The following is a 21,274-nucleotide window of genomic DNA, read 5'->3' as shown; positions in this document are numbered from 1 at the left end:
TGGTTTTATTTTTCAGGTATTGTTATAGGCTTCATGAATTATTTAGATATTTTTGGCTTATGTTACCATTACAGGAATTTGTTCGTTTTATTGAGGAAAATAAGTTGTTTGCTCCTCAAGACCACCTACTGTTAGCGGTTAGTGGCGGTAAAGATTCTGTATTGATGGCCCAGCTATTTAAACTCGCTGGTTATCGTTTTAGTATAGCGCATTGCAATTTTAACCTAAGGGGAGATGAGGCACAACGAGATGAAATGTTTGTAAAACTGTTGGCCAGTAATTTACAAGTACCCTTTCATGTTATGCATTTTGATACCAAGAGTTTTGCTGATGAAAATGGGCTATCTACACAAATGGCTGCTAGGGAGTTGCGCTATGCCTGGTTTGAAGAAACAAGAAGCATGCATGGTTATCAATACATTGCTTTGGCCCAGCATCAAAATGATTCGATAGAAACCTTATTGCTGAATTTGGTACGTGGTACGGGGATTAGTGGCATGCATGGGATTTTACCTAAAAGAGGCCTGTTGGTTAGGCCTTTGCTTTTCCTCACCAGACAACAAATAGATGATCTTGTTGGTCAAAACAACATCGATTATGTTGAAGATAGCTCTAATCTGACCCATAAATATGCAAGGAATAAGATCAGATTAGAAATCATTCCTCGATTGAAAGAAATCAATCCAAACCTAGAGGCTACTTTTGCAGAGAATATTAAGCGTTTTGTAGAAACAGAGGCGCTGCTGCAAGAGGTGGTAGAAAATATCAGGGCAAAGATATTTAAGTGGGTAGATACTGATCTACAAATTGACAAAGTAGCAATAAAAGACTTAAAGCCACAAAAGCTACTGTGTTTTGAACTGCTCAAACCTTATTCCTTTACAGACAAAGTGGTGGACGAGATATTGAGCGCTTTGGGCAAGCAAAGCGGAACATCTTTCTATAGCCATAGCCACCGCCTAACTATCGATAGAAATAGGTTGATCATCTCCTCCTTGCCATTCAAAGAGCCAGAGATAAGTGAACTGCATAAAGAAGGCGAAGTCCAACTGGCTTATGGGCATAAAGTTTCCATGCATTTTTCGAATACCTTAAGCTTTATCGGAGCAGGCCATTTGGCTTACGTAGATGAAGCTAAATTGATTTTTCCCCTGGTAATAAGGTTTTGGCAGGATGGGGATAGGTTTAAACCATTGGGGATGAATTGTTTTAAAAAAGTGAGTGATTTTTTTATAGATCAAAAAATCCCCTTGCCTCAAAAACAACGGATTCCCATATTGGTAAATGGAAATGGAGAAATAATTTGGATAGCTGGCCTTCGTCAAGATGAAAGATATAAAGTAGGGGCAACAACAAAAAAAGTTGCTATATTCGAATTGTCAAATCATCATGGATAGCAGATATACTTATATAGAAAAGCAGTACATTGGTAGAGACTACATACGTATATGTATCAGGCTCATCATGGCCGCATTTTGCTTTGCCGTATATGTTTACGAACGGGATAGGGATAATACGGTTGATCTGTTCTTGGTAGTGGGCTTTGGTATCATCGGTGTTTCTATTTTATTGTTGTTTTTGATTCAATATAAAACAGTTATCGAAAATCGGAAAATTATTATTGATGGCTTATGGACTGCTAAACGGGTGGTAATTGACCTGAACAATATTGTTCAGGTACGTAAAGCGACTTACAGTAGGTATTTCTTTAACAATCCTGTATATAATCTGCATAAGAAAGGAAGTGTTCGCTTTTTTTCTTCCGGAAAAGATGCCATTGTACTTACCGATAGAGATGGTTTGGAATACTATATTGGTACGCAAAGACCAAATGAGATGTACTTGGTCATCCAGAACGAAATGAAGGCCTAGCTGCCGCTTTTGTGTATTAACTTCCCCATGTTTTTTCTATTTCTAATGCCAGAACGTTTATAATTTGCTTTTTTTGGGCAAAATTGGCTGGGCATTATAATTGCTTAGTCAGTCGAAAATATTAACTATGAATAAAAAGTACATCTATTTATTATTGTTTCCTACTTTGTTTGGTATAGGAAGCTCCAGTGCTCAAACTTATGTCGATAAAGTTTCTAAAGATTCATTAGCTATTTTAAATGGACGTTTGGATGTTTTGAAGAACATTCAAAAAATACAAGAATTGAAAATTAGGGAAGCCGCAGAAGAACAAGCTGTAGAAAAGCTGAGAATAAAATTGTTGGAAGCCAATGATAAGGCTAAAGAATCTGCTGCTAAAAATAGTAAGCATGCCCAAAAACTGGCTAATGGCTCGGTAAATGCGAAAGAGACGGCAAAGATGGCCAAAAGGGCCAAAAACGACATGGAAGAATCGCAAAACGCATTGGATCGTTATAATAAGCAGATTAGGAAAGTTGAGGGGATTAGGGAACAGATACAAAGTGAAGAAAAAAAACTGGGCGATAAAAAACCAGCAATCATTTTTGATTACAAATAAAAGAAAGACCGTTATATAACGGTCTTTCTTTTATGCGATTAATTTATTACCGACAGATAACAAAATTTAAATAAGATATAACTTACTTTGCTTTTGTCAATCAGCTTTTGATAGACATTAATCACAACCTGTATTTAATGAAGCCTTTGTGGACATTGCCGCTATAAATTATAAAATGAGGTCCAGGATAGCTTTGTTAGATTGAAAAGCAATATAACTAAATGAAAATAGGAATAGTTTGTTACCCTACCTTTGGTGGTAGTGGAGTTGTCGCTACCGAATTAGGTAAGGCCCTGGCCAATGAAGGACATCAGGTTCATTTTATTACCTATAGTCAACCGGCCCGCTTAGATTTTTTCTCGGCTAATTTGTTTTATCACGAAGTTTCGGTGAGAGACTATCCATTGTTTGACTATGCACCCTATGAGTCGGCGCTCGCCAGTAAATTGGTAGATGTAGTACGCTTCGAGCAACTGGATATTTTACATGTTCATTATGCTATTCCGCATGCTTCTGCTGCATTTATGGCCAAGCAGATATTGGCTACATATGGGATCCATATCCCATTTGTAACCACTTTACACGGTACAGATATTACCTTGGTGGGAAAAGATGCTACCTATAAGCCCGTGGTTACTTTTTCCATTAACCAGAGCGATGGCGTAACTACCGTTTCACAGGATTTGAGGGAAGATACCTATAGGCACTTCGACATCAAGAAAGACATTAGGGTAATTCCCAATTTTATTGACTTTAACCGTTTTAGCCTGCAGCCGAAGGACCATTTTAAAAAAGCAATAGCACCCAATAATGAGCGTATCCTGATCCATACCTCTAATTTCAGAAAAGTGAAGCGTACTTCCGATGTCATTAGGATGTTTCAAAGGGTATCGGAAACGATACCTTCAAAATTGCTGATGGTGGGAGATGGCCCCGAACGTTCTGCGAATGAACAATTGTGCAGAGAATTGGGCATATGCGATGATGTGCGTTTTTTAGGTAAACAAGATGCAGTGGAAGAGATCTTGTCCGTATCTGATCTATTCATCATTCCATCTGAAAATGAGAGTTTTGGTTTGGCCGCTTTAGAGGCAATGGCTTGTAAGGTTCCTGTAATTTCATCAAATGCCGGAGGACTGCCCGAGTTGAATGTAGATGGCTTTTGTGGTTATATGAGCAATGTAGGCGATGTGGAGGATATGGCACAAAAAGCGATCAGTATATTGGCGGATGATGAAACATTAAGGCAGTTTAAGGAGAATGCTTTGGTACGGGCGAAAGATTTTGACCTCAAAAAGATATTGCCACAATATATAGCTTACTATAACGAAGTGATGGCCGGGAAAATTTAATCCGGCTTTTTTATTCGTTTTTTATCGGTAAAATTCTAATATTTAAGGTTTGAATGTTGTGTAGCTTCTTAAAAAGCGCTTTTTTTTGATCATTAAGGCATATCAAACGTTTGCTTAATTTTTGAGAAATCGCCTGTTTTTTAAGGGCTAAATTCAAAATGGGCTAAGCATTTGCCACAAAATGAAAAAAATATACTAAACCTATAAAAACAACACCGATGAAACAAAAAATTCTGATCATTTACTTATTGGTCTTTTTGTGTGCTGGCGCAAATGCCCAGACTAAAAATGCAGCAGTAAAGCATACTTTTAAGATTGCCGATGGCAATTTCTTGTTGGATGGTAAACCTACCCAGCTCCATAGTGGAGAAATGCATTATGCCCGCATACCACAACCTTATTGGCGTCATCGCCTGAAAATGATGAAAGCTATGGGCCTAAATGCTGTGGCTACTTATGTATTTTGGAATCACCATGAGGTAGCACCTGGCGTTTGGGATTTTAAAACCGAAAACCGAAATATTGCCGAATATATTAAGATTGCTCAGGAAGAAGGGCTGTTTGTGATCCTACGTCCAGGACCCTATGTATGTGCCGAGTGGGAATTTGGAGGCTATCCCTGGTTTATCTCAAAAACTCCTGGTATGGTAATACGTGGATATAATGAGCAATTTTTAGCGGCAACTAAAGCCTATTTTACCCAACTTTATGGTCAGGTTAAAGATTTATTGGTTAAAAATGGCGGACCTATCATTATGGTACAGGGAGAAAATGAGTTTGGCTCTTATGTAGCCCAACGTAGGGATGTGTCTTTGGAAGAACATAAGAAGTATAGTGCAGCAGTATTCCAGCAGTTAAAGGATGTTGGTTTTAATGAGGTAGAATTCTTTACTTCCGATGGCATTTGGCTGTTTAATGGAGGCGCCCTACCTGGAGCATTACCAACGGCAAATGGAGAAGGAGATGTGAAGAAGCTGGCCGATTCTGTAAACAAATATAATGGAGGTAAAGGACCTTATATGGTAGCAGAATTTTATCCTGGTTGGCTAGACCATTGGGCTGAACCTTTCCCAAAACAATCTTACAAGAGTACGGCCAGACAGACCCAGAAATATTTAGATGCCGGTGTATCCTTTAACTATTATATGGTACATGGCGGTACAAATTTTGGATTTACCACAGGAGCAAATTATGATAAAAATCATGATATCCAACCCGATATGACCAGTTATGATTATGATGCCCCAATTAGTGAGGCGGGTTGGGCAACCAAAAAGTACGATACCCTGCGTCAAATGCTAAAAAAGGCGGATACACCACCTGTTCCTGCACGTATTCCAGTAATTACTATTCCTAATATTGCCTTAACAAAAGCGGTTGATCTTGAAGACCTAAAGAAAAAAATAACCCCAGTTAACGATGATAACCCATTGACTTTTGAACAACTGAATCAAGGACATGGCTATGTATGGTACAGCAAGCATTTTACCCAGCCTATAAATGGTAAGCTAGAATTAAAGGGATTAAGAGACTATGCCATTGTTTATGTAAACGGAGTGAAAGTAGCCGAGCTAAACAGCTATTACAAAAAGTATGAGTGCGATATCGATATTCCTTTTAATGCTACACTAGATATTGTAGTAGAGAATATGGGGAGGATTAACTATGGTGCAAAAATTAACCAAAGTACCAAAGGAATTATTTCACCTGTCATCATCAATGGAGAAACCATCACCGGAGATTGGAACATGTACAAGTTGCCAATGGATGTGGTACCAAACCTATTAAATGTTAAGAATAGTGCCAAAGTAGGTAGGCCTACTGTTTACCAAGGCAACTTTACCTTGAACACTACGGGCGATACCTTTTTGGATATGAGAGACTGGGGTAAGGGCATTGTGTTTGTAAATGGGATTAATATAGGCCGTTATTGGGCGGTTGGCCCTCAACAAACACTTTACCTGCCAGGATGTTGGTTGAAAAAGGGGAAGAATGAAATTGTGGTGTTTGAACAACAGAATGAGGTGCTGCAAAAAAATATCAAATCTATAGCTACCCCAATTTTGGAAGAACTAAGGCCAGAAAAAGGCTTGCCTAAATAGCCTTTTTTAAATAAAAGCCCTTGATTGCCATGTTTTCAAGGGCTTTTGCTATTTTATTCTTTTATAAGAAGAGGTGGTAGTTGTAGTGATTCCGTTTGCGGTAGTTTGATATTTAATTTGCATATTATTCTCGTTGAGCACCATTACTTCACATTTCAACATATTCGTTCCCACTACATTAAATACAGCACTAGATATTTCTAAGGTTTTTTTGTCTGCGGAAAGGTTCCAAGTTCCGAAGTTAGTATAACTATTGTCTTGATTTGGACAATCTAATTTGCCGTAGGAACCAGTAATGGTATTGTTTTTATTAAAGGTCATTAAATCATCTTTACTGCATTCTGGCATTAAGGCATAAATATCAATTTCATATTTATCCTGCCCAAAGTAAAATACACCACTAGAGGCAATCAATCCCCAAGTTGTCCCGCCAAGCGAAAAACTAGTGTCTGCAGTAACATCAATATGTACTGTTTCTTTAGCGCAAGAACTGAATAAGAGAATGGCTAAAGCCAAAAGGTAAGCTAGCTTTTTCATAAAGTTAATTTAGATTTTTTGAAAGTTATTAAAAATAAACTACTTGTCAAATATCAGACAGACTGGCGTTCCTACATTAGTACGTTTGCTAGTTTTAGCCTCTCTATTGATGCACCACGAACAGATGGTTGTCACTAGGATCGGTGCTAATCTAATGTTTCTCAAAGTAAAAAGGATATAAGTTGTATCTTTGCGCCCTTGAAGTCAATTTACGGTTAGATGAAGTAGGCTGATTTCATATAAAAACAAAAATATTTCCAATGAGAAAAATAGCTGACTACAGAAAGCTTTTGAGTGTAGATAAAAACGCAGAATTAAAAGATCTTAAATCGATTTATCGCACGCTGATGAAAGATTTTCATCCAGATAAATTTCAGGAGGAAGAAGATAGATTGGAAGCTGAAGCCAAAAGTAAAGAAATTATTGAGGCCTATCATTTTTTGGTGAGCATTGCTCCAGAAACACACAGCAAAAATCTTGAAACATATACGCAAACTACCATGTTCTCTAATATTCAAGATTTTGAATACAAACAACAGGTGCTAATTATCCATTTTTATGATGGAAGTTCATACGAATATTTCGACGTTCCTAAGGCAATGTATATAAAGCTCGTGAATGCTGATTCTCCAGGTCGTTTTGCACGTCGTCATATCTTTAACGAATATCCTTGCCGCAATATCGCTAAGGTAACCGAAACTGCTTAAGGATATGATGCGAAGAAAAAAGACTTGCTGTTTTAGGTTAGTCTTTTTTTGCCTTAGCTTACAAAAAAAAATATGCTATTTGCTAAATACCAAACACACTGGCATACCTACCTGAATTCGTTTTTTGCTATCAGTTAACTTACCTGTTTTTGCATTGCGATGAAAGATGACCACATCATTGGTATACTGATGGGCAACCAATAAATAATTGCCGCTGGGGTCTATAGCAAAGTTACGTGGGCCTTTTCCCAAAGTACTTATGGTTTCCACCTGTTTTAAGGTTCCATTTTTTTGTACGGCAAAAACGGAAAGCGTGTTGGCATCTCCACGATTACTTTGATATAAGAATTTGCCATCGGCAGAGCTATGGATGTCGGCTCCGTCTATTTTTCCCGAAAAATCATTTTTTGTAGTGCTTATTTGTTGTAGGAAAGAGAGGTTGCCCTCCTTATAAGCGAATACACTTATTTTTCCTGTAAATTCATGGGTGAGGTAAACAAATTTGCCATCAGGCCCGAAAGTTAAATGTCTTGGTCCAGATGCTGTATCAGTAGCAATGCTGGTTTTTAAGACTAAGGGCTTCTCTGCATTTGGTTCATATCGGTATATGTAGATTTTATCTTCGCCCAAATCAGTAGCGAAAAGATATTTTTTATCTGGCGAAAATAGGACCTGATGAACATGTGCACTTGCTTGTCTCGGGTCTGGACCACTTCCTGTGTGCTGCACGAACTGCTTTTCACTATTTAATGAGCCATCTGAGCCAAGGCCATAAACATTGATGCTTCCGCCGTTATAATTAGCGGTAATGACATTTATGCCATCGGTAAGGATGTAGCATGGATTTGCACCCGAAGGAAGTTGATTAATTAATCTTGCTTCTCCAGTATGGTTATTAAAGGCATAGGCAGATACGGCACTTTTGTCTTTAAGCATATAAGTGCTGTATAGGAAGTTGTTATCACTGCTCAATGTCAGGTAACCTTGGTCTGCTGGACTTTTAATAATGCTTAAAGGTTTGGTTTCGGCAGTTTTGGTATCAAAGTTATAAATGTAAATGCCCTCGCTGTTGTTTGTGCGGGTAAAAGTTCCTATAATTAATTTATGTGTTTGTGCTTTTACATGAGATAAGCAGAATAACAGCACTAAAAGTAACAGGTTTTTTCTCATCAGTATATCATTTGCTTTTTAATGGTTATGAAGTCCTACCTGCTGCTGAAGGCAAATGAGGTATGTTCATAATGGTTTCAGTTGCATAAATGGATTAATGCTTGATTTCTTATGGTGTGGCAAAGCTTAAACAAACAGGTACACCAACATCAATTCGTTTACCGCTATCGGTTAGCTTTCCTGTTTTGGTATTTCTGTTGAAGATGATCACATCATTGGTATATTGGTGGGCGACCAATAAGTAATGGCCACTTGGATCGATGGCGAAGTTACGAGGGCCTTTGCCCAAAGTTTCTACGGTTTCCAGATATTTTAGCTTACCATTCTTTTGTATGGTAAATGCGCTTAGGGAATTGGCATCACCGCGATTGCTTTCATATAGGAACTTGCCATCGGCAGAAATATGGATATCGGCACCATCAATTTTTCCGTTGAAGCCCTTGACTGTTGTTTCTATCTCCTGTATTAATGATAAATGGCCATTGGTGTAGCTAAAAACCGAAATCTTACCATTAAACTCATGAGCTAAGTAGGCCTGCTTCCCGTTAGGACTAAAGGTTAGGTGTCGGGGACCTGAACCGGAATGAGTTTTTACCCGTTCTTTAAGTACGAGTGGGGTTGCGGCATCTGCTTGATAATAATAGATGTAGATGTAATCTTCGCCCAGGTCTGTGGCGATAAGATATTTTTTGTCTGGCGAGAATAGCACCTGATGTACATGTGCACTGGCTTGTCTTTTATCCGGTCCACTCCCTGTATGTTGAAGGGTTTGCTTAAGAGTAGTAAGAGATCCATCGGCTTTAATGCCGAAAACACTAATGCTTCCGCCGCTATAGTTTGCCGTAATTACATTTTTATCATCGGTTAAGATATAACAAGGGTCGGCACCTGTTGCTTCCTTATTCAAAAATGTGGCTTCTTGGGTAAGTCTGTTAAACTTGAATGAACTAGCTGTGCTGTTTTTGCCCACTTCATTAACACTGTATATAAACTGATGGTTTATGCCCCAGGTTAAATAGCTGGGGTTTAAAACATTTTTGATCACACCAGTTTGTTTTGTTTCGGCAGTTTTGGCATCGAAATCGTAGATATAAATACCTTCGCTATTGCCTTTGTTGGTATAGGTGCCTATAAGTAGATGATAATGTTGTGCACTAGCAACTAACGCAGATAGATAACATGTAAGGGTTAAAAAAAATCTTCTGGAAGCCATAAAGTCGTTTTTCTGCGTAAGATAAGGAGAAATAAAAAATGCGCCAAGATTATTTTCCTCGCGCATTTAGTAGTCGTTCTTATTTGATCAAATGCTTGATCTGTATCAATTCATGCTCATCTAGGAAACGCCATTTTCCTCTTGGCAGATCTTTTTTGGTTAAGTTCCCGTATACTACCCGGTCCAGCTTCACTATATCATAGCCCAAATGCTCGAATATCCTTCGTACAATCCTGTTTTTTCCACTATGTATCTGTATACCGATTTCTTTTTTGCTTGCCCCTGCAACGTAGGAGATATTATCAGGTTTGATCAATCCATCTTCTAACTCCAATCCAAATTGGATTTTATTGAAATCGCCCTGGCTTAGATTCTTATCTAATTCCACATGATATATTTTGGTGATGCCATTTCTTGGATGGGATAATTTATCCGCCAGCTCTCCATCATTGGTCATTAAAAGAAGACCTGTAGTGTTTCTGTCCAAACGTCCAACGGGGTAAATGCGTTCACGACTGGCCTTTTCTACCAATTGCATTACAGTACGACGTTCCTGTGGGTCATCGGTAGTCGTGATATAGTCTTTGGGCTTGTTGAGTAGAACGTAAATTTTCTTTTCACGCTTTAAAAGTTCCCCATTATATCTTACTTCGTCTTTGTAAGGGTCTATTTTGTGGCCAAGTTCGGTAATGGCATTTCCATTTACGCTAATTACTCCAGCTTCGATCAATTCATCGGCTTTACGGCGGGAACAAATTCCCGAATTGGCAATGTAACGGTTTAGGCGAATAAGATCGTCTTCAGCTTTTACATTTTTTCTTGCCCTGGTTAATGGGGCAACCCTTTCGCCTTTATCTTCTTTTTTGTATTTGAAATCACCGTCTTCTCTTTTTCTGAAAGGACGATTGTCGGTCGATCTCGAGTTTCTTTTGTCAGAAAATTTATTGACAGCTCCATCTTTTGCATAATTATCTTTTTTGACGTAGCTTCTTTTTTCTCCAGTATTTTCTTCGCGACTACCGCTTGCGCCTCTAGCCGAGAAAGGTCTGTTTTGTTTCTCCCAAGGTTTGCTTTCTCTTCTTTCTGATGAGCCTTCTTCACGTTTATTGTTGTTGCCTCTTGCAGAAAAAGGTCTGTCAGACTTTTCCCAAGGTTTACTGTCCTTTCTATCTCTACTGTTTTGGTCTCGGTTACTGCTGTTGCCTCTTGCCGAAAATGGCTTGTCTTTATTTTCCCAAGGTTTGCTTTCTCTTTTATCGAATGATTTCTTGAAACCAGCTGTTTCGTTAGAGTCTTTTCTTGGTCTTGTAGGGCGGGACTGAGAATCTCCGCCTCTGGTACTATTGCTTTTGAAATCTCTTTTGTCATCAGTGCCAAAACTTTTGCTTCTGCTATCGTCTTTTGCACTAGATCTTTTTGGCTTGTCACTATCTGTTTGCGCGGTTCTTCTTCCCGTTGTGCTCCTGCCAGGTTTGGACTTGTCATCCCGACTTTTCCTGTTGTTATTATTTATCATGATACGCTTTTAATCGCATAATTAATGCGGCTGCAAAGTTAGGGAAAATCAGGTGGATAAACAATCTTTAAAAGTATGGTTTTTGGGGTAAAATGGGGAAAATAAAATCTAGGTTTAAACTGCTTTAAAGGCTGATTTTTGGACTTATTTTTGTAAGTGCTTGGTAATTAAGGTAATAAATATTATCTTTGCAGGCCAAGTATTAAGTGTTAACTAAAAAAGGAGGAAGATGTTAAAGAAACACCTCATTCCATGCACAGTAATATTAGTATTGCTGGTCATGGCCAAAGTGTTTGCTTATAAGCTGCCAAAAGTGACAAAAAATCTTGCAAAAGATAACTATACCAATACCATAAAAGAAGCTGAAGAGCCAGCGTTTACCATAGCTCAACTAGAATTTGCCGAAGAAACATTGCCGATAGGTGATGTAAAGGTAAATCATAAAATGAAGAAGACTTTGGCTTCATTTTCTTACAAAAATTTGCAAACGAATCGTTTACATCTAAAGGCTGCAGAGTGGTTCCCTATCATAGAACCTATTTTGGCTGCTTATGATATTCCCAACGATTTTAAATATCTTCCCCTGGTAGAATCAGGTTTAAGAGGAGGTGTTTCACCAAAGGGTGCTGCCGGCTTTTGGCAGTTTATGCCCAGTACAGCCCGTATGTATGGCTTAAAGGTCAATAAAAGAGTTGATGAGCGTTATAACCTCAAAAAATCAACTATTGCCGCCTGTAAGTATATTAAAGAACTCTATGGCATTTTTGATAGCTGGACTTTGGTGGCCGCAGCCTATAATGTAGGTGATAGCCATATGAGGAGGCAAATCAATAAACAAGGACAGGATAATTATTTTAAGATGAAGTTAAATAGGGAAACAGGAGCTTATGTATATAAACTCATCTCTATGAAAGAAATCTTGGAAAATCCGGTTCGTAATGGCTACAAGGGACAAAAGGCATTGATTGCCTATAATGAAATAGAAAGTGCTCAAGTAATAGAGTAATTAAAACACATTGGTATTGTGCAGTAAGCATTCAAACCATCCCAATAACTGGGATGGTTTTTTTGTTTATTAGACGGGAGGAATGATGAATAATTTGTTATTTTGCTTTATGTCTCTAAAGCAACTTAAGGTAACAGCGGTAAAACAACAAGCAAGTGAAGTAATCAGCATAGAATTTGAAACTTTAGATGGGCATATGCTTAATTATATGGCTGGCCAGTTCCTTACCTTCATTTTTCGCCTGAATGGTAAAGAACTGCGTCGTTCTTATTCCGTTTGTAGTTCTCCCTTTGTTAAAGAACCTTTATCTGTTGCAGTTAAATTAGTAGAAAATGGAGAAATTTCCAGATTTCTGCACCATCAGTTGGCTAAGGGAGATAAAGTAGAGGTGGCCGAGCCTAATGGGCTGTTTGTTTATGAACCTGTGCCATTAAAACAACGAACTGTTTTTCTTTTTGCAGCTGGGGTAGGTGTTACTCCACTGTTTTCTATCTTAAAAACGGCATTGGTGGCAGAGTCATACTCCAAGATTGTACTGGTGTATAGCAGCCGTTCGAAAGAGGATACTTTATTTATAGAGGAAATTACGGATTGGCAAAACCGTTATCCGGAGAGGTTCAAGGTTATCCATTTGTTTAGCAATGCTAAGAATCTGTTAAGGGCTCGTTTAAATGGATTTCTGGTACATGAACTCATCATGGAAAATCTGAGTTATGCTAAGGAAGATGCCTTGTTTTATACCTGTGGCCCTGTAGATTACATGGATGTATGCCGTATTTCTATCTTAGGTGCTGGCTACAAGCCCCATCAGGTTAAAAAAGAGACTTTTGTCTTGCCGGAAGACGAAGTCGATGAAGATGATTTCACTGAAAAAATTGTAGATAAGAATACCTATTCCATCAACCTGATCTTCCAGGGAGAAACCCATCATTTACTGGTTCCTTATCCCAAAAGAATATTGGATGTTGCCCTTGAGAATAAGATCAAGATCCCTTATAGCTGTAGCGGAGGTGTTTGCAGCACATGTGTGGCTACTTGTATTTCCGGCGGTGTAAGAATGGATTATAATGAAGTGCTTACCGACGAGGAGATCGCTATGGGCAGGGTGTTGGTTTGCACGGGACATCCCACGGAAAACGATACGACGATAACTTGGGGATAGTTTTGGAGTTGAGAATTTTTACAAGTCTCTTAGGATTGCTAATAGAAATATAATTGGAGCAATTACAAAATAGCAAGCACTAGAAATGAATGTCCAATTGTGATATTTAGAAATCCCTTTTTTCTTCTGATAACGAAATGCTATTAGCCCCATCAATATTGGTGCTCCCAGTATCAAGTACAACATACCCAGTGATGCCATTCCTGACCATCTCCAAAAAACGCTGATTAGCATTATAAGTAGAAGACTACCGTAAGTTGCAAAAATTATAAAAAGAGATATTAATGGGACAGCTACTATTTTCTCTTTCTTCATCTGGATGCTAATCTTTAGGAAGTAAAGCAATCCTATTAGCGGTATTACAAGGTGGATTAAAAAAGCAATTATAATATCTTTAGTTGTCATATTATATTTGGAGCTACTTCAAATTCCTGGTCTGCGGTGGCAATGGCACAAAATCAGTCTCTCCAGGTACTTTGTCAAACTCTTGGTTTAGCCATTTGGTCTTCGCATCTTCAATTAATTCCCTGTTGCTGGCTACAAAATTCCAATAGATAAAACGTTCTTCCGGGAAAGCTTCGCCGCCAAAAATATAAATGGTACTGTTCGGGGCTAAGGTGAATTCACAAAGCTTACTGTCTTTAGCTACCAGAAAGTTTTTTGGACCAAAAGTATTGCCTTCGCTACTTACGCCGCCATCTAAAATGTACAAGCCACTTTCACCAAAAAGCGAATCGCCAATTTTAAGTGTTTTTTCTTCGGTATTTTTAATCTCAATAAGATAGAGTGGACTATAAACCGGTATTGGTGATTTCCTGCCAAAAGCTTCACCTGCAATTAACTTAAAATCTACACCATCTTCCTGCCATGTGGGGAGATCTGTAGCATCTGCATGAAAAAACTCTGGGGCCATTTGCTCCAAATGCTTGGGTAGGGCTACCCAAATTTGAAGCCCATGTAAAAATTTATCGCTATGCCTCAAGTATTCTGGGGTCCTTTCCGAGTGGGCAATACCCTTTCCAGCTGTCATCCAGTTCACCTGCCCAGGTTTTATCTCTATTTCGGTACCTAATCCGTCGCGATGCATAATGCTGCCTTCAAAAAGGTAGGTCAAAGTAGATAAGCCAATATGCGGATGTGGTGGAATGTCAAAATTTTCATGATCACTTAGTGCTGTTGGCCCCATGTGATCGATAAAACAAAAGGGCCCGACTAACCTTTTTTCTCTAAAAGGAAGCAATCTACCTACTAGAAAGTTGCCGATATCGCTAGGTCTTTCTTCTATGATGAGCTGGATGTTGGACATATTGGTTTTTTAAATAAAGATAATCATTTCTGTGCAATCGTACCGCATCGTATCTCAGCTTTTAATGTATTTTTGTAAACCTAAAACACCATATGGTACGATATCCAAAACTTTTTGATTTTACGCAAAAGATTAATTACAAAACGGAAATATTGGCGGGTTTAACTGTGGCCATGACCATGATCCCTGAGTCATTGTCTTTTGCCATACTTGCAGGTTTCCCTCCATTAACTGGTTTATATGCTGCTTTCATTATGGGTCTGGTAACTGCTGTTTTAGGCGGGAGGCCAGGCTTGGTATCGGGTGGAGCTGGAGCTACCGTAATTACCTTAATAGCCCTGATGAAGCTACATGGTCTAGAGTATGTATTTGCTGCTGTAGCTGTGGCAGGTATCATACAAATTGTGGTAGGTTTATTTAAGCTGGGTAAATTTATTAGGTTGGTGCCACAATCGGTGATGTATGGTTTTGTAAATGGATTAGCCATTGTGATTTTTATGTCGCAGATTAGCCAGTTTAAGGTAGGGGGAACTGGGGGCTGGCTAAGTGGAACGGCCCTCTACACTATGTTAGGTTTGGTTGCGCTTACCATGTTAATGGTATGGGTTTGGCCTAAGCTTACCAAAGCTGTGCCAGCATCATTAGTCGCCATCTTGGTTGTTTTTGCGGTAGTACTCATCTTTGGCATTCAAACTAAAACGGTGAACGATATTGCCTCGGTTGCTGGTGGTTTTCCTCCTTTCCATATCCCAAATATTCCTTTTAATCTCGAAACCTTACAAATTGTGCTGCCTTATGGTCTGATCATGGCTATGGTGGGATTAACCGAAGGATTGTTGACACTGAACCTGGTTGATGAAATGGTGGGAAATAAAGGCAATGGAAATAGAGAATGTGTAGCCCAAGGTACGGCCAATATATTGAACGGTTTCTTCTTTGGCATGGGTGGTTGTCCAATGATAGCGCAAACATTGGTTAATCTTTCTTCTGGAGCTCGAGCTCGCTTGTCGGCCATTATTGCTGCATTCGCCATTTTGTTGATCATATTGGTTGGAGCACCGGTCATTGGAAAATTGCCGATGGCCGCACTGGTTGGTGTAATGATGATGGTGGCCATAGGTACATTTGAATGGAGCAGCTTCCGGATCATCAATAAGATGCCACGTTCCGATATTTTTATTGGTGTTGTAGTGGCTGCAGTTACCGTGTTTTTTCACAACCTGGCACTCGCTGTTTTAATAGGGGTAATCATGTCTGCATTGGTTTTTGCATGGGAAAGTGCCAAACGCATTAGGGCCAAAAAGTACATTGACGAAAATGGTATAAAACATTACGAAATTTATGGTCCCTTGTTTTTTGGTTCGACCACTGTTTTCTTAGAGAAATTTGAGGTTCAGCAAGATCCTCACCAGGTTGTTATTGATTTTAAGGAAAGCCGTATCAGTGATATGAGTGCAATTGATGCAGTGCATAAAATTACAGATCGCTATAAAAAATTAAATAAAATAGTAACCTTAAAGCACTTGAGTGCCGACAGCAGGCTGCTGCTCAGGAACGCAGCAGATGTAATAGAGGTGAATATAGATGATCCTACTTATAAAGTGGCGGATAAATAAACCGTCATTTCGAACGATATACAACGAGGAAAAATCTGTAAGTTCTATCTAACAGATTTCTCCCGTTGGTCGAAATGACGGATAATTTTTTTATGCCTGAGGCTGTTGCAATCCAGGTATTTCTACCATTTCATTAGCATCAGCTTGGTAGTCTACACCAGCCACATCAAAACCAAAAAGGTTTAAGAAATCATGCTTGTAGCCGGCTAAGTCGCCAGTTTGAGGTAAAGTATCGGTATCTGCAGTTTTCCAAAGTTCGGCAACTGCCGCTTGTACATCGTCACGCATTTCCCAATCGTCAATCCTGATACGGCCTTTTTCGTCTACAGGTACATCGCTGCCAGTGTATAATCTTTCGCTAAATAAACGTTGAATTTGCTCGATACAACCTTCGTGTAGGCCTTTTTCTTTCATGGTTTTGTACAAGAAAGAAATATATAAAGGAATTACTGGAATAGCCGAGCTGGCTTGCGTAACCAATGCTTTATTTACTGAAACATAAGCTTTTCCGTTAAGATCTGCCAGTTTATCGGTAATGGTAAATGCAGTAGCTTCCAAATGATCTTTCGCTTTACCAATGGTTCCTTTACGGTAAACAGCTTCGGTTACCGCAGGGCCAATGTACGAATAGGCAACAGTGTTAAAGCCATTGGCCAATACACCAGCAGCTTTTAAATCGTCAATCCACATTTCCCAATCCTCACCGCCCATTACGGCAATGGTATTTTCAATTTCTTCTTCGTTAGCAGGTTCAATGCTTACCGTAGAAACAATACCTGTGTGAAAATCTACGGTTTTATCACTAAAGGTACCGCCAATTGGCTTTAAAGTAGAACGATGCGTAACGCCTGTTTTCGGGTTGGTTCTTACGGGAGAAGCTAAACTATAAATAATCAAGTCAATCTGACCTAAATCAGCCTTAATTAAATCGATCGTTTGTTGCTTTACTTCGTTAGAAAACGCATCGCCGTTAATGCTTTTTGCATACAGGCCGTCTGCTTGAGCTTGTTTTTCAAAAGCTGCGGTATTATACCAGCCTGGAGAGGCTGTTTTACCTTCTTTCGGTTCTTTTTCGAAATATACGCCAATAGTGGAAGCACCAGAGGCATAGGCAGCAGTTATTCTGGAGGCTAAGCCAAAGCCGGTTGAAGCTCCAATGACCAGTACTTTTTTAGGGCCATTAACAGCTCCTTTAGATTTTACATATTCAATTTGGTTTTTCACGTTCTGAGCAGCACCATCTGGATGAGCTGTTAAACAGATAAAACCACGCATTCTAGGTTCAATAATCATAATTTTATTCTTGTGTAAGGCCAAATTCTTGGCAATCCTTCGTCAAAGCTACCTATTTTTTTGTGCTATGCAAATTTTAGCATACCGTACAACATGTGTAAATTATTATTTAATGTATGGGAAAATTAAGGTGCATCACCTTTAGGTAAATACGGCCCTTTGCTTCGTTCAAATGGCTTTGCGTCGCTTTGGCCATAACCACTCGCCAAGGTTTATTTACAAAGGTTGTGGTTATGGCTCATGTTAATGACAGGTTAAGGACTAATTGCTCTGATTGTACGAAAAGTCCGCAAGCTAGCTTAGCGAGTGCAGACTTATAGGAAAAGTGCGACAGGCGGAGCTTGTTGCAAGATCCCTTTTTGTAATCAAACTATGATTTGTTTTAGGGTATAGACACTGCCATCATTAGCCTTGATGGTAATTGTATAAATTCCCGGTTGTAATTTATTTTTAAGTTGCAAAGGGTATTCTTTTACATCATTAGCCAACCTGATGTTTTCTTGATGAACTTTTATACCTTGTATGTTGGTAATGGTTAAAGTAAGTTCAGCTGCCGATATATTCGTCAGTAGGTTTATTCCTCCTTTGCTGGGGTTTGGAAAAGTTGATACTTTGAGACTTGCATTGAGGTTGAATTGAAAAGGTGCAATTTTTAATGTTGTACGCTGGCCATCAAAATCTATCTGCTCTAGTTTGTAGTAGCTTGTCCCTGAGATAGGTTTAGCATCTATGTAGGCATATTGCTGGGTAGCTTTACTGTTTCCGGCTCCTGTTTGACGGGTAATTTCCGCAAAATCCTTGCCATTGGCAGATCTGCTGATGATAAACTCTTTGTTATGCTCTTCGGAATAGGTTTGCCAAGTGAGTTTCGCTACATCGCTTTGCTTTTTTACCTGAAAATCGGCAAAGGTCACAGGAAGGGTAACATAATTATGATAATTGATCGTAAAGGGCATTGCGACATTCTGATTGCTACTAGGGTCCATTATTGTGCTCCATGCCGAGCCGCTATACTGTATGGCATTGCTATTAGCTACTGTAATTGCACCTTTTGGGGTAACTGTAGGCATAAATATAGAGGCATCATTTGTAGCGTGCATCTGAAAGATCACCCAATAGGTGCCGGCAGTTAATGTAGTAGAGATACTCCACTTATTCTCCATATTTTTCTGGTGGTACTAGGGGTATTGGTTGCAATCCTGTACATCTTTGCATCGCCACTATTACTGGCATTATAGCGGTTGGTGGTCATATCTCCAGCTATTTTGGTGGAGGTGGGCGATGAGGGGTTGCCATCCCATATTTCGATACGTAGGGCATCTACGGGAGGGGTAGTTCCTGCGTAAGAAGTTTGGTAGCAATAAAAATCTATCCGGCTAATTTGTAGTTGCTGACCGGTAGGTATGGTAAAGTCGTCTGCTATTCTCAAATTGGTTGTTCCTGCATTGTTATAAATGGCCCCATAACCTAGGTTGATGTTGGTGATCCCGCTTACAGATTGTAGTTCGCTCCAAGTATAACCACTGGGAGCAGTTGTGGAGCCATTACTGGTTAAATTGCCGGTAGATAATCCCCCATTATGATAATAATTTTGAGCTAATGCATTGATAGTTAGATTGCATAAGATTAGCAACAAAGAAAAATGTTTAAAATAGGGAATAAAGGCGCGTTTGTAATTTGACATAGTGCGTTAAAAAAAAAAGATGAGTTTAAAAAACATTTAAATCTATCAAAAAAATATTTTTTTTGATATTTCAACGATTTTATATTCAATCGCTATAGGTTTCTTATGTATGATTTAATGTGTTCTTGTTTAAAATGAGAGGGTTATGGTTAAGTCTGTGTAAAGTGTTATATTTGTTACTCCTTTTTCATCTAAACAATAATGCGCTATAATAAAGCAGCTACAAAAGACATCAATTATATTTTAGGAATTCTAGGAGCCATTTATCCAATTAGCGGGAAGTTAAAAGAAGCATTCTTAGAAAAAACCGTAAGCCTTAAAGTAAAAAAAGGGGAAGTGCTTTTGGCCGAAGGCGAGTGCTGCCAGTATATGTATTTCATTAAAAGAGGTGCTATGATGGGGCAAACCACCCATCAAAAAAAGGAAATCGTTACTTATATTTCCATAGATAACGAATTTGTAAGCTCTATTTCTGGCCTGCATGGTATAGCGCCCTCTCAAGAATCTATTATTGCAGTAGAAGATGCAGAATTGATCGCCATGCATAACAAAGATCTGCAAGAACTGTTCATGCAGTATTTTGATATGAACTTCCTGTTTAGGGTTATGGTAGAAAAGTATTATCGAGATGCACAGGAACGTACCCATATTATACGGGTTGGCAATGCCAAAGAGCGCTATCTGTATTTTGTAAACACCAAGCCTGGATATATTGAACGCTTGCCATTGCATTTGGTGGCATCGATGTTAGATATGAAATTACAGACCTTGTTGCGCGTGCAGAAACAACATCAGCTTTCTTTACAAAAAGACAGGGAAACTGAAGAGTGTTGTGCAAAAATTGAAGATTACATCATAACGCAGCAAGCTTTTAAAACAGCAGACCTTAGCCTAGAAAAGGTGGCCAATAGCTTGGCAATTAGTACCCATAAGTTATCTGCCATATTCAACAATGTGTATAAGCTAACTTTCACTGATTTTGTGAATAAGCAGCGTATCAAAAGCATACAACAGCAAATGGCAGATGTTGATACGATACGGTACTTTACTATAGAAGCTTTGGCAAAACACTCGGGATTTGCTTCACGTAGTGCATTTTACAATGCCTTTAAAAAAATAGTAGGCTTAAATCCAGTCGAATACCGCAACTCTCTATAGCCTGATTTCGTGGTTTGGTAAACTTTGTCCAGTTTTATAAAACTGGACAAAGTTTGTGCTTTAAAATTACAGGACAAAGTGCATTGCGCTTACTTTTGTGCTAGTAAATCAAAATTGGCTGGACAACAGCCCGAAAACTATAAACTTAATCATGTATTATCTTAAAAATCATTGCCTTGCTATAAGTCTATTTTTATGGATGTTATGGTTTCATCTGGATGTTAAGGCGCAAGGTAACGCCCTTCATTTCGATGGGATTAACGACTATGTCACCGTGCCGCAAAAAAGCACAGTGGTGTCGGGTAGTTTTACGGTAATGGCTTGGGTAAAACCTGAACAGGCCACTAAAGCCATGCATATCTTCAGTACCAGAGAAACGGCAGAATTTGGCTTTGATATGCAATTGACCGGTGGCAACAAAGTACACGGTGATATTGGGAATGGTACTTCGTTTATAACTACGTCCGCAGATGCCCATTATAACTATACCGTGGGCAGATGGCTGCATGTGGCTTATGTAGTGTGGCCAACTGGATATAAAATCTATGTGAATGGTAATTTGACAGGCAGTGGAACATTTAATGGCACCCCGCTTTTATTGAACAGCACCCATAAGATAGTGATTGGTAAAAACGCTAGTGAGAGCACTTATTTTCAAGGGTGCATTGATGAGGTGAAAGTGTTTAGTGCTGTTTTAGGCGAACAGGAAATCATTAGTGAAATGCTGAATAGTATTGTTTCGGTACCTGCAAGTTTGGTAACTCATTATGATTTTAACCAATCGGGCACTAGCCTAACAGATTTAAGTGGAAATGGTTACGATGGTACGGTGACCAATTTTGCCCTAACAGGAACAACAAGTAACTGGGTAGAAAGCTACGCCATGGTTGTTCCTAGCCCTGTCTCTTATACACATCTGACGCTGCCGACGATCGAGCCATAGTGTAGATGTCGGTGGGGGGGGGGGGGGGAGGAGGGGGGG

At 39.1% G+C, this 21,274-nt stretch carries 19 protein-coding genes; 11 read left to right on the top strand and 8 right to left on the bottom strand.

Annotated features, from left to right (window positions below):
* Nucleotides 1-59: 59 nt before the first annotated feature.
* The 5 genes from tilS (at nucleotide 60) to JHD79_RS17375 (ending at nucleotide 5,924) form a co-directional block, all read left to right on the top strand.
* A complete protein-coding gene (tilS, locus tag JHD79_RS17395) occupies nucleotides 60-1,397 on the top strand; it encodes a tRNA lysidine(34) synthetase TilS (RefSeq protein WP_199120575.1) in 1,338 nt (445 codons plus the stop codon).
* On the top strand, nucleotides 1,390-1,872 hold the full coding sequence (locus JHD79_RS17390; RefSeq protein ID WP_199120574.1) for a hypothetical protein: 483 nt from the start codon (nucleotides 1,390-1,392) through the stop codon (nucleotides 1,870-1,872). The genes tilS and JHD79_RS17390 overlap by 8 nt, the downstream gene beginning before the upstream one ends.
* A gap of 127 nt (nucleotides 1,873-1,999) precedes the next feature.
* A complete protein-coding gene (locus JHD79_RS17385) occupies nucleotides 2,000-2,470 on the top strand; it encodes a hypothetical protein (protein ID WP_199120573.1) in 471 nt (156 codons plus the stop codon).
* Nucleotides 2,471-2,691: 221 nt separating this feature from the next.
* Entirely contained in the window at nucleotides 2,692-3,822 is a 1,131-nt protein-coding gene (gene bshA / locus JHD79_RS17380; RefSeq protein WP_199120572.1) for an N-acetyl-alpha-D-glucosaminyl L-malate synthase BshA, read from the top strand.
* Nucleotides 3,823-4,040: 218 nt separating this feature from the next.
* Nucleotides 4,041-5,924, top strand: a complete 1,884-nt coding sequence (locus JHD79_RS17375; RefSeq protein WP_199120571.1) for a beta-galactosidase — start codon at nucleotides 4,041-4,043, stop codon at nucleotides 5,922-5,924.
* 48 nt (nucleotides 5,925-5,972) lie between these two features.
* Here the strand turns inward: JHD79_RS17375 and JHD79_RS17370 are convergent, their stop codons facing one another.
* Nucleotides 5,973-6,461: a lipocalin family protein gene (locus JHD79_RS17370; RefSeq protein ID WP_199120570.1), complete on the bottom strand. Its 489-nt coding sequence runs from the start codon at nucleotides 6,459-6,461 to the stop codon at nucleotides 5,973-5,975.
* Nucleotides 6,462-6,721: 260 nt separating this feature from the next.
* Here JHD79_RS17370 and JHD79_RS17365 point away from each other — a divergent pair, with 260 nt between their 5' ends.
* On the top strand, nucleotides 6,722-7,168 hold the full coding sequence (locus JHD79_RS17365) for a KTSC domain-containing protein (RefSeq protein ID WP_199120569.1): 447 nt from the start codon (nucleotides 6,722-6,724) through the stop codon (nucleotides 7,166-7,168).
* Between the two features lie 75 nt (nucleotides 7,169-7,243).
* Here the strand turns inward: JHD79_RS17365 and JHD79_RS17360 are convergent, their stop codons facing one another.
* From JHD79_RS17360 to JHD79_RS17350, 3 genes are all read right to left on the bottom strand, one after another.
* Nucleotides 7,244-8,338 (bottom strand): lactonase family protein, encoded by a 1,095-nt coding sequence (locus tag JHD79_RS17360; protein ID WP_199120568.1) that lies wholly within the window; start codon nucleotides 8,336-8,338, stop codon nucleotides 7,244-7,246.
* A gap of 109 nt (nucleotides 8,339-8,447) precedes the next feature.
* On the bottom strand, nucleotides 8,448-9,617 hold the full coding sequence (locus JHD79_RS17355; RefSeq protein WP_233164767.1) for a lactonase family protein: 1,170 nt from the start codon (nucleotides 9,615-9,617) through the stop codon (nucleotides 8,448-8,450).
* A gap of 13 nt (nucleotides 9,618-9,630) precedes the next feature.
* Nucleotides 9,631-11,067 (bottom strand): pseudouridine synthase, encoded by a 1,437-nt coding sequence (locus JHD79_RS17350; RefSeq protein WP_199120567.1) that lies wholly within the window; start codon nucleotides 11,065-11,067, stop codon nucleotides 9,631-9,633.
* A 229-nt stretch (nucleotides 11,068-11,296) separates the two neighbouring features.
* Between JHD79_RS17350 and JHD79_RS17345 the strand changes: the two genes are divergently transcribed.
* Both JHD79_RS17345 and JHD79_RS17340 read left to right on the top strand, forming a co-directional pair.
* On the top strand, nucleotides 11,297-12,073 hold the full coding sequence (locus JHD79_RS17345) for a lytic transglycosylase domain-containing protein (protein ID WP_199120566.1): 777 nt from the start codon (nucleotides 11,297-11,299) through the stop codon (nucleotides 12,071-12,073).
* Nucleotides 12,074-12,182: 109 nt separating this feature from the next.
* The gene (locus JHD79_RS17340; RefSeq protein ID WP_199120565.1) at nucleotides 12,183-13,235 is read left to right on the top strand and encodes a ferredoxin--NADP reductase; all 1,053 of its coding nucleotides are present in this window, start codon (nucleotides 12,183-12,185) and stop codon (nucleotides 13,233-13,235) included.
* A gap of 418 nt (nucleotides 13,236-13,653) precedes the next feature.
* On the opposite strand, the gene JHD79_RS17335 is transcribed toward JHD79_RS17340, so the two are convergent.
* Nucleotides 13,654-14,541, bottom strand: a complete 888-nt coding sequence (locus JHD79_RS17335) for a pirin family protein (RefSeq protein ID WP_199120564.1) — start codon at nucleotides 14,539-14,541, stop codon at nucleotides 13,654-13,656.
* A 92-nt stretch (nucleotides 14,542-14,633) separates the two neighbouring features.
* On the opposite strand from JHD79_RS17335, the gene JHD79_RS17330 reads away from it, so the two are divergent.
* On the top strand, nucleotides 14,634-16,157 hold the full coding sequence (locus JHD79_RS17330) for a SulP family inorganic anion transporter (RefSeq protein ID WP_199120563.1): 1,524 nt from the start codon (nucleotides 14,634-14,636) through the stop codon (nucleotides 16,155-16,157).
* Between the two features lie 90 nt (nucleotides 16,158-16,247).
* On the opposite strand, the gene fabV is transcribed toward JHD79_RS17330, so the two are convergent.
* From fabV to JHD79_RS17315, 3 genes are all read right to left on the bottom strand, one after another.
* Entirely contained in the window at nucleotides 16,248-17,450 is a 1,203-nt protein-coding gene (fabV, locus tag JHD79_RS17325) for an enoyl-ACP reductase FabV (RefSeq protein ID WP_199120562.1), read from the bottom strand.
* Nucleotides 17,451-17,815: 365 nt separating this feature from the next.
* A complete protein-coding gene (locus tag JHD79_RS17320) occupies nucleotides 17,816-18,613 on the bottom strand; it encodes a T9SS type A sorting domain-containing protein (protein WP_199120561.1) in 798 nt (265 codons plus the stop codon).
* Entirely contained in the window at nucleotides 18,580-19,134 is a 555-nt protein-coding gene (locus tag JHD79_RS17315) for a hypothetical protein (protein ID WP_199120560.1), read from the bottom strand. The genes JHD79_RS17320 and JHD79_RS17315 overlap by 34 nt, the downstream gene beginning before the upstream one ends.
* A gap of 201 nt (nucleotides 19,135-19,335) precedes the next feature.
* Here JHD79_RS17315 and JHD79_RS17310 point away from each other — a divergent pair, with 201 nt between their 5' ends.
* Nucleotides 19,336-20,292 (top strand): helix-turn-helix domain-containing protein, encoded by a 957-nt coding sequence (locus JHD79_RS17310; RefSeq protein ID WP_199120559.1) that lies wholly within the window; start codon nucleotides 19,336-19,338, stop codon nucleotides 20,290-20,292.
* 199 nt (nucleotides 20,293-20,491) lie between these two features.
* Complete coding sequence (locus JHD79_RS17305) at nucleotides 20,492-21,235, top strand: LamG domain-containing protein (protein ID WP_233164766.1); 744 nt, start codon at nucleotides 20,492-20,494, stop codon at nucleotides 21,233-21,235.
* Nucleotides 21,236-21,274: the final 39 nt, after the last annotated feature.

The sequence above is a fragment of the Pedobacter sp. ASV28 genome (assembly GCF_016428855.1).
Taxonomy (GTDB): domain Bacteria; phylum Bacteroidota; class Bacteroidia; order Sphingobacteriales; family Sphingobacteriaceae; genus Pedobacter.
This window is presented reverse-complemented; position numbering and strand designations above follow the sequence as displayed.

Bases quoted from the DNA above. Each gene is read 5' to 3' on its own strand.
- bshA (WP_199120572.1), top strand. From the start codon at position 2,692: ATGAAAATAGGAATAGTTTGTTACCCTACCTTTGGTGGTAGTGGAGTT.
- JHD79_RS17355 (WP_233164767.1), bottom strand. From the start codon at position 9,617: ATGCGCGAGGAAAATAATCTTGGCGCATTTTTTATTTCTCCTTATCTT.
- JHD79_RS17305 (WP_233164766.1), top strand. From the start codon at position 20,492: ATGTTATGGTTTCATCTGGATGTTAAGGCGCAAGGTAACGCCCTTCAT.
- JHD79_RS17330 (WP_199120563.1), top strand. From the start codon at position 14,634: ATGGTACGATATCCAAAACTTTTTGATTTTACGCAAAAGATTAATTAC.
- JHD79_RS17310 (WP_199120559.1), top strand. From the start codon at position 19,336: ATGCGCTATAATAAAGCAGCTACAAAAGACATCAATTATATTTTAGGA.
- JHD79_RS17360 (WP_199120568.1), bottom strand. From the start codon at position 8,338: ATGAGAAAAAACCTGTTACTTTTAGTGCTGTTATTCTGCTTATCTCAT.
- JHD79_RS17320 (WP_199120561.1), bottom strand. From the start codon at position 18,613: ATGGAGAATAAGTGGAGTATCTCTACTACATTAACTGCCGGCACCTAT.
- JHD79_RS17375 (WP_199120571.1), top strand. From the start codon at position 4,041: ATGAAACAAAAAATTCTGATCATTTACTTATTGGTCTTTTTGTGTGCT.
- JHD79_RS17335 (WP_199120564.1), bottom strand. From the start codon at position 14,541: ATGTCCAACATCCAGCTCATCATAGAAGAAAGACCTAGCGATATCGGC.
- fabV (WP_199120562.1), bottom strand. From the start codon at position 17,450: ATGATTATTGAACCTAGAATGCGTGGTTTTATCTGTTTAACAGCTCAT.
- tilS (WP_199120575.1), top strand. From the start codon at position 60: ATGTTACCATTACAGGAATTTGTTCGTTTTATTGAGGAAAATAAGTTG.
- JHD79_RS17315 (WP_199120560.1), bottom strand. From the start codon at position 19,134: ATGTCAAATTACAAACGCGCCTTTATTCCCTATTTTAAACATTTTTCT.
- JHD79_RS17385 (WP_199120573.1), top strand. From the start codon at position 2,000: ATGAATAAAAAGTACATCTATTTATTATTGTTTCCTACTTTGTTTGGT.
- JHD79_RS17365 (WP_199120569.1), top strand. From the start codon at position 6,722: ATGAGAAAAATAGCTGACTACAGAAAGCTTTTGAGTGTAGATAAAAAC.
- JHD79_RS17390 (WP_199120574.1), top strand. From the start codon at position 1,390: ATGGATAGCAGATATACTTATATAGAAAAGCAGTACATTGGTAGAGAC.
- JHD79_RS17340 (WP_199120565.1), top strand. From the start codon at position 12,183: ATGTCTCTAAAGCAACTTAAGGTAACAGCGGTAAAACAACAAGCAAGT.
- JHD79_RS17370 (WP_199120570.1), bottom strand. From the start codon at position 6,461: ATGAAAAAGCTAGCTTACCTTTTGGCTTTAGCCATTCTCTTATTCAGT.
- JHD79_RS17350 (WP_199120567.1), bottom strand. From the start codon at position 11,067: ATGATAAATAATAACAACAGGAAAAGTCGGGATGACAAGTCCAAACCT.
- JHD79_RS17345 (WP_199120566.1), top strand. From the start codon at position 11,297: ATGTTAAAGAAACACCTCATTCCATGCACAGTAATATTAGTATTGCTG.